At 47.3% G+C, this 13,064-nt stretch carries 5 protein-coding genes; 1 reads left to right on the forward strand and 4 read right to left on the reverse strand.

Annotated features, from left to right (window positions below):
* Positions 1 to 37 precede the first annotated feature (37 nt).
* From IE163_RS17230 to gltB, 3 genes are all read right to left on the reverse strand, one after another.
* The gene (locus tag IE163_RS17230) at positions 38 to 3,010 is read right to left on the reverse strand and encodes a TonB-dependent receptor domain-containing protein (protein ID WP_189434293.1); all 2,973 of its coding nucleotides are present in this window, start codon (positions 3,008 to 3,010) and stop codon (positions 38 to 40) included.
* A gap of 555 nt (positions 3,011 to 3,565) precedes the next feature.
* Entirely contained in the window at positions 3,566 to 4,978 is a 1,413-nt protein-coding gene (locus tag IE163_RS17235; RefSeq protein ID WP_189434295.1) for a glutamate synthase small subunit GltD family protein, read from the reverse strand.
* Positions 4,979 to 4,988: 10 nt separating this feature from the next.
* Positions 4,989 to 9,452 (reverse strand): glutamate synthase large subunit, encoded by a 4,464-nt coding sequence (gene gltB / locus IE163_RS17240; protein WP_189434297.1) that lies wholly within the window; start codon positions 9,450 to 9,452, stop codon positions 4,989 to 4,991.
* Between the two features lie 528 nt (positions 9,453 to 9,980).
* Here gltB and IE163_RS17245 point away from each other — a divergent pair.
* Positions 9,981 to 12,284 (forward strand): ATP-binding protein, encoded by a 2,304-nt coding sequence (locus IE163_RS17245; RefSeq protein WP_189434299.1) that lies wholly within the window; start codon positions 9,981 to 9,983, stop codon positions 12,282 to 12,284.
* Here IE163_RS17245 and arcA read toward each other — a convergent pair whose 3' ends face one another.
* Positions 12,285 to 12,992, reverse strand: coding sequence for a two-component system response regulator ArcA (gene arcA, locus IE163_RS17250; RefSeq protein WP_189434302.1), 708 nt, complete (start codon positions 12,990 to 12,992; stop codon positions 12,285 to 12,287).
* Between the last annotated feature and the right edge of the window lie 72 nt (positions 12,993 to 13,064).

The following is a 13,064-nucleotide window of genomic DNA, read 5'->3' on the forward strand; positions in this document are numbered from 1 at the left end:
GCAGTTGGCTGCCGGTGTTAGCCGGCAGCCAGCATTCTTAGAAGAAGTAACTAAAGGATAGGCGATAGTTTCTTCCCAGGGCATTGTGATTAATAGAATCGAAGCCACGGCTGGCACCATACACCTTTGGTGGATCCCGGTCTAACAGATTATCAACGCTAAAGGTGATAGTGGCATTTTCAAAATCGTAACCCAGGTAACCACGTAAGGTAGTCCAGGACGACACATCACGCTCACCGTTCTCATCTAAGGCACCAAGCTCGGCCATCTCGTCCAGATTACGGGCACGTAAACGGCTAATATCATCGGCGTAAGAGGCCGTATAATTGGCGCCTAAGCCTGTGCTAAAGTTATCGGCGCGCCAGGATACCCGCAAATTCGCAATGTTACGTGGGTAGCGGTAAGTCCCTACCAGCGATTCGATTTCATCTGAGCCGGCTTTATTACGTTCAAACGATAGATAGTGTGTCCAATCCAAATCTAAGCCCAGTTTACCTGCGCTCAACTCAAAGGTATGGCTTAAGCGGGTATCAATACCTTTAACCTGCTGGCGACCTACGTTATCCAGTAAAATAACATGGTCACGTTGTAACGGCAGGCTGGTAACGCGGGCAGGGGTGCTGTTTACCCAGTTGCTGAGGATCTCTTGCATATTGGCGTTGGCATTGGTCAGATCGCGGCCCTGACCGTCTAGCACCTGGCAAATATTAAAACGATCACGGCCTACTGCCAAGTTAGGGTTTAACGAAATACCGGTTTGACCATCAGGGACTAAGCCACAATGGCGCTGTGTGACATCGGTAATACTGCGTGCCATGGCAGCAGTTAAATCGGTATCAACCAGTTTTTTATGATCAAACTGCCAGTAGTCGACGGTAATTGTGGTGTTACGTGTTGGGCTATAACCAAAGCCAAGGCTTAGCGATTCAGAGGTTTCCGCCTCAAGCTCTGGATTCCCCAGCTCTAACACGTTGACCGTACCCGTACCGCCTAAACCACCACAGTAGAACTGGTTTACCAGCTCATTGGCCGAACAATCATAACGGGCGGTGGTGGTGCGCAGTTTTACCCCTGCTTGGGTTAACGATGGTGCCCGGAAAGAGCTGGCCCAGGATGCGCGCATGACCAATTCATCGGTTGGGCGGTAGGTAAAGCCAATTTTCGGATTAAAGGTACCGCCAAAATCGTTGTAATGATCGTAACGGCCAGCAGCCAGCATTTCGACTTGTGCTGTTAATGGCACATACACTTCACCAAATACTGCTGCCTGGTTACGGCTGGCTGTGGAGAAGCTGGAACCAAAACCAAAGACATCAACCAGATAGTCATTTTCAAAACGCGCCTGTGCATTTAAAGAAGGCTCATCGGTAATTTTTTCGCGGCGTAGTTCAGCACCAAAGGCGGCACGGACTATTTGATCGTTAAATTCAAACAGATCGCCGGTAATACGGGCGTCCCAGCCGTATAAGGTACTTAAGCCATCACGGGTTGGTACTTCTTGCGCCAGCGCCAATCGGGCTTCGTTGGCGGCATCATTTTGCAGGAATGGATTATAGCTACCGGCCAGGTTAGCACCGCTGTTGCAGCTTAGGCTGTTGCCATCCCGACTGGCGATACTGCCATCAGAGCATAGCTCACCGGCAATAGCGGCATGGTATTTGTAGCGATTATAAATACCGGCCACTGCTTCCTGTGTTGATTTAGAGCGCGAAAGGAGTACCGCACTTTCCCAATCCCATTCACGATAAGTACCCGATAAACCTGAAACTAAACGCAGCGCCTCGGTAGTGATATCTACCGTTCTTGGGGTATTAAAGCGGGCATCAAATTGAAAACCAAACAGGCGGCGACCGGTTGGTGAGAAAAACGGATCCAGATAGATTTCATCGTCGCCAAAATAGATAAAGTTATTGTCGCGGGTGGTGCCAGCGAAAATATCCAGGGCATTTTCCGGTACCCAGGCACCTTCGGCATCATTCAACTGATTAATAGGTGCTGGGCTAGAAACAGCAGTGGATTTAGTGCGGGTATAAAATAAATCGGTTTGCCAGTTGAGATTATGCGATAACTCTTTGTTAAACATTAAGCCGGCGGCAGCACTTTTAATGGGGCTACGCAGTACATCGTCTTCATTAGGGTAGTAAGAACAAATGCGCTCACCAAATTCGGTGGTAACCAACGGCGTGGCGCACCCTGGCGTGGCAATTTCATCGCCACTTACCGTAGAGAAATAATAGATATTTGGGGTGCCTTTTGGCAGATAGGAATAGTTACTTTTTAATAACGGCTCACGGCTAAAATCACGATCGACGGCGCGGAATTCTTTGCGATCATAAAGATCGGCAAATAGCGTTAGGTTGCCGCCTGCTACTTGCTGGCCCCAAATAAGATTCAGGTTGGTTGTACCTTCGTTACTACTGGCAGTGCTATTGCCATAAGATAGATTAACTTCGGCTTTCTCGTAGTCTTTTTTCAAGATGTAGTTAATTACACCGGCGACGGCATCGGCACCATAGATGGCCGAGGCACCGGTGGCGAGAATTTCTACCCGCTCAATGGCCGCTAATGGGATGCTGTTAATGTCCACAAAGTTCTGGGTACCGGCGGCAAAAGACGACGCAGCAACCCGGCGACCGTTAATGAGGGTGAGGGTAGAAGCGGGGCCCAAACCACGCAGTGAGGCTGCTGATTGACCTGCCGGAGTAGCGGTAGAGGTAGCACCACTTTCTGAGGTAGAGAAGGTACCACTGCCACCACGTAACTGGCCCAAATCTTTTAGTAATTCATACAGTGAACTGGCACCTGAGTTTTTAATATCTTCGGCCGATAGCACAACCAGTGGCTGCGCACCTTCTAAATCGACCCCTTTAATGCGCGAGCCTGTAACGGCAATGCGTTCTGGTACGGTTTCATTGGCGTTGTTTTCCTCAGCATTCTGCTGTGCATTGGCTGGAAAATTTAAAGCTAAGGCGGCTGCTACAGCCAGTGAGAGCGTTGTGTAATGTGTCATAATTTTATACCCCTGGGATATACAGCTGCACTGACAACGCCAACAGGTAAACCGTGCAGGCGATAGCATGCCAATGCAGCTGATAGCTTCATTTTTGCTTTTTTAGTTATTAGTGTGGTGTTGCTAACTGGCAACAAGCAGAAAGGCAGGTAACATTGCAATGCAAACGTAAAACGTTAGGCAAAATGCAACCTGTTGCGTTTCTACTCGTTAAACCACTCCGAGAGGTAGTATGACGAGTAGTGATATGAACCGAGCTGGATGGCTTTTTTTAACATATCGCTACTTTAAAATTGAGTTGATAACGTTTAATGCTTTTAAATAACGCAGGCAGTAAACAAACAGAGTTTTCAAATTACTGCCAATAACACCAATAGAAATACTGCGCTTGCCGGAAACTGTCAAGCAGCAAATGACATTTTTCTTAAAATTAATCTTGCGATAGCCGCTGAAAAAATGGGCCATTAGTTGTTAAACATGCTCTAGGTAAAACAGAATTAAGCCCGCAGTGCGGGCTTAACTCTTATTAAAAACATGCGCTTACAACGATTTTGGTTATACTTCTAAATAATCCAAAATGCCTTCTGCGGCTTTGCGGCCCTGGGCGATAGCCGTAACCACCAGATCGGAGCCTAATACCATATCACCACCGGCAAAGATTTTTTGCTGGTTAGTTTGTAGGGCATAGGTGCTTTGCTCACTGGCTAGCACACGGCCTTTGGCATCTAACTCCACACCCATATCAATCAACCATTGTGGCGGACTGGGTTGGAAACCAAAAGCAATCACCACCGCATCGGCGGGTAAAATTTGCTCAGAGCCTGCCACAGGCACTGCACTACGGCGGCCTTTAGCATCGGGTGCACCCAGCTCAGTGGTGACCACTTTCACACCACAGACCTGGCCAGCGCTATTTAACTCAATACCCAGTGGTTGTAGGTTAAATAAAAACTCTATGCCTTCTTCGCGGGCATTTTGCACTTCTTTGCGTGAGCCTGGCATATTGGCTTCATCGCGCCGATAGGCACAGCTTACTTTGGTCGCGCCCTGACGAATCGAGGTACGGACGCAGTCCATGGCGGTATCGCCACCCCCTAGCACCACCACGGTTTTGTCTTTTAAGCTGACAAAAGGATGCTCGGTTTGCCAGCCCATCAGGTTATTGACGTTACCAATTAAGAACGGTAAGGCCTCATACACACCAGGTGCATCCTCGTTGGCTAAACCGCCTTTCATTGGCGTATAGGTACCAAGGGCCAGGAATACTGCATCGTACTCATCAAGCAAGCTATCAAAGCTAACATCAACACCCACAGTGGTATTTAGCTTGAACTCAATGCCCATGTCGGTAAAAATTTGCCGGCGCAGCTGCATCACGCCTTTTTCCAGCTTAAACGGCGGTATGCCAAAGGTCAGCAGGCCACCAATTTCGGGGTAACGATCAAATACTACCGGCGTCACGCCATTACGGACTAATACGTCTGCGCAGGCTAAACCGGCTGGGCCCGCGCCTATAACGGCGACTCTTTTCGTGGTTTTGCTAACGGCAGAGAGATCGGGCCGCCAGCCCATTTCAAAGGCTTTGTCGGTAATATATTTTTCAATACTGCCAATGGTGACGGCACCAAAACCTTCGTTGAGGGTACAGGCGCCTTCGCAGAGACGATCTTGTGGGCAAACCCGGCCACAAACTTCCGGTAAGCTATTGGTTTTATGCGATAATTCAGCCGCCTCAATAATCTTGCCTTCGTTGGCTAATTTTAGCCACTGCGGAATATAGTTATGCACCGGGCATTTCCATTCGCAATAGGGGTTACCACAGTCCAGACAGCGATCAGCCTGGCCTTCCGCCTGAGTTGGCGTGAGCGGCTGATAAATTTCCACAAACTCGATAGTTCTTTCACTATGTGTGCGTTTTGGCGGATCAATCCGTTTTACGTCGATAAATTGGTATACATTCTGTGCCATAACGCCTCCCTTACATCGCTTGTACACGCAGCTCGGCAGACGAGCGGGCGCGGTGACCAAGCAAGGTATTTACATCACTGGTTTTAGGTTTAATTAGCTTAAACTTCGGTAAATATTGGCTAAAATTATTTAGGATCCGCTGCGCTTTTTCACTGCCAGTTTCTTCTAAATGTTGATGTAACAAGCTGCGTAAGTGCTCTTGTAATATCGGCATTTCTACCGTCAATGCCTCTACCAGTTCTGGGTTTAAGCGCAGTGCCAAGTCATCCTGTTCATCCAGTAAGTAGGCAAAGCCACCGGTCATACCGGCACCAAAGTTCACCCCAGTGCAGCCCAGTACCACGACCACACCGCCCGTCATATATTCACAGCAGTTATCGCCCGTGCCTTCTACCACCGCCAGTGCACCAGAGTTACGCACTGCAAAGCGCTCACCGACCTGACCTGCCGCATAAAAACGACCGCCGGTTGCGCCGTATAAACAGGTATTACCGGCAATGGTAAAACCGTTTTTAGCAAAGCTGGCGCCTTTCGCCGGATGAATAGCAATTTGTCCTCCGGTCATGCCTTTACCTACATAGTCATTGGCATCACCTTGCAACGATAAGTGCAGGCCACCGGCATTCCAGACGCCAAAGCTTTGGCCGGCGGTACCGATAAACTTTAAGCGGATGGGATCGGTTGCCATGCCCTGATTGCCATGTTGCTTCGCGATAAAGCCCGATAAGGCAGCACCTACTGAACGGTCGGTATTGCGGATCGGGAAGCTTAACTGACCGCCGGTTTTGCGACTGACCATCTGCTGGCATTTTTCTAGCAATAATTGGTTTAATGCGCCCGGATCAAAGGGGGTATTATTTTGCACACAGTGTAGCGGTTTATCTGAGCGGACACCGCTGGCAGCCAGAATGGGTGACAAATCCAGGCGGCTTTGTTTTTGCGTTTCACTGGCTTTGTAATCCAGTAAATCGGTGCGGCCAATAAGTTGTGTTAGCTCTGTTACGCCAAGCTGCGCCATTAGCTCACGCACTTCACGCGCCAAAAAGGTAAAGTAGTTCATTACCATTTCTGGCAAGCCAGTAAAGTGATCGCGCCGTAAGGTGGCATCCTGCGTCGCTACGCCGGTTGCACAGTTATTTAAATGGCAAATGCGCAGGAATTTACAACCCAGCGCCACCATAGGGCCGGTACCAAAGCCAAAGCTTTCAGCCCCTAAAATAGCGGCTTTAACCACATCTAAGCCGGTTTTTAAGCCGCCATCTACTTGTAAGCGTACTCTGTCACGCAGGCCGTTTTCCACTAAGGCTTGATGCACTTCGGCTAAACCCAGCTCCCAGGGGCTACCGGCATATTTTACTGAAGTCAGTGGGCTGGCGCCGGTGCCACCGTCATAACCTGACACGGTAATAAGATCGGCATAGGCTTTGGCCACGCCAGTGGCAATGGTGCCGATGCCGGGCTCAGATACCAGTTTTACTGAAATGAGTGCCTGTGGATTCACCTGCTTTAAATCGAAAATCAGCTGAGCTAAATCTTCAATCGAGTAGATATCGTGATGCGGTGGCGGCGAAATTAAAGTTACGCCGGGTACCGAATAACGTAAGCGGGCAATTTCTGCTGTGACCTTTTCACCGGGTAGCTGACCACCTTCGCCGGGTTTTGCGCCCTGTGCCACTTTAATCTGAATTACTTCAGCATTAACCAGGTAGTGCGGTGTTACCCCAAAGCGGCCCGAGGCAACTTGCTTAATTTTTGAGTTTTTCTCGGTACCAAAGCGCCGCGGATCTTCACCACCTTCACCGGAGTTAGAACGGCCGCCTAAGCGGTTCATGGCAATAGCCAGCGCTTCATGTGCTTCCGGACTTAAGGCTCCGATAGACATAGCAGCACTGTCAAAGCGTGGATAGAGTAACTCGGCAGCTTCAACTTGCTCCAGTGCCACACTGCTAGTGTTATCTTTTACTTTAAATAAATCGCGGATATGGGCCACCGGCCGTTGATTAACCAGCGCGCTGTATTGCTGATAATCCTCGTAGTTGCCACTACGTACCGCTTTTTGCAGCGTTTGTACCACGTCTGGGTTATAGGCGTGGTATTCACCATCGTGCACGTATTTCAGTAAACCACCATGATTCATCGGCTTGCGCTTTAACCAGGCAATATTGGCCAGTTGTTGTACATCTTGCTCAAAATCAGTAAAACCGGCGCCACTAATGCGTGAGGGGATATCAGCAAAGCATTGCTGCATCACTTCCTGATTAATACCCACCGCTTCAAATAAATTTGAGCAGCGATAGCTGGCCACCGTGGAGATGCCCATCTTCGACATAATTTTATACAGGCCTTTGTTTATGCCTTTGCGATAGTTCAGGACCGCCTGCCGTGCCGTCAAGGGAATATTGCCTTTTTCAACTAACTGCTCAACGGTTTCATAGGCTAAGAACGGATAGATGGCCGTAGCACCTAAGCCAATTAGCACGGCAAAATGATGTGAATCGCGGGCGGCTGCAGTTTCAATAATAATATTGGAATCACAACGTAGCTGAGCATTGACCAGCGCCTGTTGCACTGCACCGACTGCCATTGCCGCCGGGATAGGTAACAGGCCCTGAGCAATACGACGGTCGGTTAAGATCACCAAAACCACTTGTTGTTCGCGCACAGCAGTAATCACATCAGTGCAAAGTGTGCTAACCGCCTCTTTTAAGCTTTGTTTTGCCGGGTCAAAGTTCAGTGAGAAAATCTGGTGTTTATAGTATTTCTCGTCGGCTTGTTTTAGCTGTTTTAAATCCGAGTACATTAATACTGGTGATTCAAACTGAATACGCCGGGCATAGCCTGCGGTTTCTTTAAATACATTGTGCTCACGGCCAATACTGGTAGCCAGTGACATCACATGGGCTTCGCGTAAGGGATCGATTGGTGGGTTAGTCACCTGAGCAAACTGCTGGCGGAAATAATCAAATAAAGTGCGCGGTTTGCGTGACAATACAGCCATAGGGGTGTCATCACCCATCGAGCCAACGGCTTCCTGCGCATCTTTGGCCAGTACGGTAACCACCTGGTCAATTTCTTCATAGCTGTAGTTAAACAGCTTATGCATCACCAGCATTTGATCATCAGTAAAGGCGCGTTTACCGATTAAATCGGTTTCGTATTTTTCGTAAGGGACCAAGCGCTGCACGTTATCATTCAGCCAACTGCGGTAGGTATGACGCTGCATTAAATCTACGTCAATTTCATCCGAGCGCCAGATTTTGCCGGTGGTGGTATCAATTGCCAGCATTTCGCCGGGGCCAACCCGGCCTTTTTCTACTACTTCATCGGGTGTGTAATCCCAAATACCCACTTCAGAGGCTAAGGTAATCAGCTTATCGCGGGTAATGACAAAGCGGGCAGGGCGTAAGCCGTTACGATCCAGGTTACAGGCCACATGCTGGCCGTTGGTTAAGACAATACCTGCCGGGCCATCCCAGGGTTCCATATGCATGGAGTTAAATTCGTAAAAGGCTTTTAGGTTATCGTCCATCACCTTATTGCCTTGCCAGGCAGGTGGAACTAACAAACGCATCGCGCGGAACAAGTCCATACCACCGGCTAACAGCAGCTCTAACTGATTATCGAGCGAGCTTGAATCTGAACCACTTTGGCCAACAAAGGGCGCAGCTTCCTGTAAGTCAGGTAATAACGGTGAGGCAAATTTATACTGGCGGGCGCGAGCCCACTGGCGGTTACCGGTAATAGTATTTATCTCACCATTGTGGGCGAGAAAACGGAAGGGCTGTGCCAATTTCCAGCGCGGCATAGTGTTAGTAGAAAAGCGTTGATGGAACACGCAAATGGCGGTTTCCATGCGAATATCGGCAAGATCGAGATAATACTTCGGCAAATCAGCCGGCATCATCAAGCCTTTAAATACTGTGACTAAAGACGAAAAGCTGGGAATATAGAAATCTTCATCAGCACTTAGCTGCTGCTCAACGCGACGGCGCACCATATAAAGACGGCGTTCCAGATCATGATCACCCCAGCCATGCGGTGCGTTTACAATAACCTGTTCAATTTGCGGCATGGAATCCAGCGCTAAAGGCCCCAGCACAGCGGCATCGATAGGAACTTTTCGCCAGGCCACTAAAGTTAAGGTTTCGCGGGCGATTTCTTTATTAATGATGTCTTTTGCCAGTGCTGCTTTGACCGGATCCTGACTTAAAAAAATCATGCCTACACCGTATTTTTTTGCTAGATTCCAGCTATTCTCTTCAGCCAGTGCCCGGAAAAAACTATCGGGTTTTTGCATTAATAAACCACAACCATCGCCGGTTTTACCATCGGCAGAAATACCGCCGCGATGTTGCATGCGATCTAAGCCGTTAATGGCTGTTCTGACTATGCGGTGACTGGCGACACCCTCTAGGTGCGCAATCAGCCCAAAGCCACAGTTCTCTCTCGCCTGACTATGCTGATACAACGCCATGACACGCCTCCAAACTTATCCTGAAATAAATAATTATTTAACTTTATTGAATTATTATTCTTATTGTTGTTTTTGCTACTGCTGCGAGAAAATACTTTTTGTTCTGGCAGAGGTTAACGTGCTGCGGATGTTAATTCGGTTGTTTTAGCCGTCTATACATACAGAGATTAACAGGTATACCGATATTCTAATAAAATTGCAAGCTAGATTTTTGCTGCTTGATAGCCAGTAAACCCCAAGATGACACGATTTTTGTTGCTGTAAATTGCAACACCTTGAAGCTGTTAGTTAGCATGATGACTTTTAAGTGTACTTACACAATTTTTTGCTATGGCTGTAAATGACTTTTGTTAAGTAAGGCAAATAATTATGCGATGTTGGTGTTTAGAGAAATTATCTGATCTGCGTTTCCCTAAATGGGCAGCAGCATTGGCAAAGTGATTAATAACCGCTAATCTAGCCCCTTATTACTCTTAGGTATTATGGCTGGGTAGCGAGCTGTAAGTTTTCACATTAGGAAAAGTTGTTATGCAAAACCCGGTTCACCCGCAAGTCAAAGCCTTTGCTAGCCGTGTCCGGCAATGGGGTCGTTGGCAACTGGGTACCTTGTTGGTGGTGTTACTGTCTACTTTAGTGTTGCTTAGCTATCTTGCCTATACTGCTGTTTTTGATCGGGAAGTGGTATTGCATGAATTGCAGCTACTTTTAGCTTATATAGTGCCTTTACTTACTGCTGTTACCACCATCGTTTTTTATCTGATACTTCGGCTCGATGCGGCTTTACGCTTTGTTGATGATTCCGCGCTAGCTGAGCGAAAATTAAACCTGACAATGCAAGAAAGTATTCGGCAGTTAAATTTTGAAATTGAAGAGCGTAAGAAAGCTTTTCAAGCGAAACGTCGGGCTATTGAGGAACTACGCCGAGAAATTAGTGAGCGACGTAAAACAGAACAAGAATTAGCGGAGCAGAGCTTATTAATTCGCTCAATAGTCGATAGTTCACCGGATCTATTTTACTATCGGGATGAAAAAGGTTTATTGGCCAGTTGTAATAAAATGTTTGAAGGCATAATGGGTAGACCCATGTCAGAGCTTATAGGACAAAACCTGGCCAAGCTTTATGCTGCAGATAGTCCGCAGGCTGCTATTTTATCGGAGTATGAACAAACTGCACCGGAAACAGAGCTAACATTGGATATTGAATTCAAACAGCATAATGGTGAAATAAGCTGGTTTGAAATGCGGCATCTGCCTTTTTACGACAGGCAAGGCCGTTATATCGGATTATTGGGGTTTGGCCGCGATATCACTTCCAGAAAGTTAGCTGAGCAGGCGCTGGAAAAAGCTTATCAAGACAAAGGGCAGTTTATTGCCACGTTAAGCCATGAGTTGCGCACGCCGTTAAATGGTATCGTTGGCTTGACCCGCCGCTTACTGGGCAGTGCGTTAGATAATGAACAATTTAGCTGGGCTAATACTATCTTTACCAGCGCGGAAACCCTGGGCAATATATTTAATGACATCATAGATCTCGATAAGATTGATCGCTGTGAGCTAGATATTATTTATCAAAGCGTACATTTAGAGCGCTTTTTACAAGACATCGCAAATTTTGCTGAGCTTATTTGTCAGCAAAAAGGTCTAGAATTTGTGATGCCACAAGATAGTATTTTTGATTGTTATTTATTGCTTGATGCCACACGCTTACGTCAGGTGTTATGGAACTTATTAAGCAATGCCGTTAAATTTACCAGCAAGGGCCAGATCACCTTAACGTGTGAGTTGACGCAAGATAAGTTGGTAATCAAAGTGCTGGATACCGGTATCGGTATAGCAGAGCATGAGTTGGCACGAATTTTTGATATGTATTACAAATCTCAAGATGGACAACGCCTGAGTATCGTTGGCTCTGGTATAGGTTTGTCCGTTTCCCGCTCGCTGATCTCTGCCATGTCTGGAGATATTCAGGTAGATAGCCAACTAGGTGCTGGTAGTTGCTTTATGGTAAGTCTGCCTTTAGTAGAGGCAAATGCCCCTGAGCTGGCATCAGCAGTGAACTGTCCTGCTCTTACTATCCTACTGGTAGAAGATATACCCCTTAATGCTGATATTGCTATTGCTCTGCTGGAGCAAAGAGGACACAGCGTTATTCATGCTGAAACTGGAGAGGACGCGCTGGCACTGCTGGACACTGAGGATGATCTGGATTTAGTGTTACTGGATATGCAGTTGCCTGATATGGAAGGCGATGTTATCGCCAGATTTATTCGTGCAGAACCGCGGTTAGCCAATTTACCGATTGTTATGTTAAGTGCAAATGTTCGTAAAGCTCAGGAAGCGCTTATTGATATCCGCCTTGACGGCGTACTGAGCAAACCGCTGAACACCGAGAAGCTGGATCTTTTACTTGCGGAACTATTTTCGCCAAGTGCTCTAAAACGACAGTTACTGTCTACTACAACAGCCGTTGAAGCAGACAGTAAGAACGAGCGCTCAGAGGTATTAGATATTGCAACATTGCAAAATTATTTGCAGTCACTTGGCAAAGAGGGGATGCAGCGCAGTGCCAAGTTATTTGCGCAATTATTGCCAGGCTATATTAATAAATTGCTCGAAGCCGCCGTGCAGCAACATGAGATTGACTTACAAAGCCATGCCCATAAATTAAAAGGCGCAGCAGCAGCAATAGGCTTGCTATGGGTGCAACAACAGGCGAAGAAGCTGGAAGAGGAGCCGATGGAAAAATCGTGTCTGGAGCGGAAGATACTAGAATTACACTTTACAGCAGAGCAGCACCTTGCTGCTCTGCAACAGTATATTGAAAAGTACTAATTACTTCTCAATTTTGCCGACAAAGCGGTAACCCTCACCATGGATGGTGCTGATCAATTCTGGGCTGTCGATATCTGATTCGAAGTGTTTGCGGATACGACGGATAGTCACGTCAACCGTACGATCATTTGGGCGTAAATCGCGGCCAGTCATATGGCGGATTAGCTGTTCACGGGTAAAGATTTTGCCCGGTGTATCTAACATTAAGCGTAACGCGCGGTATTCACCTTTAGGCAGACGGCGTGCAGAGCCACTTGGTGAAGTAAGATTGCGGCTGTTTTCATCTAAGGTCCAGCCGTTAAACTTTAGAATGCTTTTATGCTCTTCAACAACGGGCTGCGCAGAGGTGCGGCTTAGCAAGTTACGGGCACGAATAGTGAGTTCACGCGGGTTAAAAGGTTTGGTTAGGTAGTCATCAGCGCCAATTTCCAAACCCAGGATACGATCTACTTCACTGTCGCGGCCGGTTAAAAAGATTAAACCTATATTTTCTTTCTGGCGCAGTTCTCTTGCTAAAATCAAGCCATTCTTACCAGGTAGGTTAATGTCCATAACGATAAGATTGACTTGATTTTCCTCCAGCTTTTTGTGCATCTCTTCGCCGTTAACGGCTTCGATCACATCATAGCCTTCCCCCTGGAACAGACTCACCAGATTCAATCTGGTAACTTCTTCATCTTCAACGACTAGAATCACAGGTGTTTGCATTAGAGTTAAACCTTATTTAAGAAAAGTAACAGTTGAGTTTAAAAAAAGATGGATTAGTTGGCCATCAGGTAT

Origin of the sequence: Alishewanella longhuensis (genome assembly GCF_014653435.1) — a bacterium.
Classification (GTDB): domain Bacteria; phylum Pseudomonadota; class Gammaproteobacteria; order Enterobacterales; family Alteromonadaceae; genus Alishewanella; species Alishewanella longhuensis.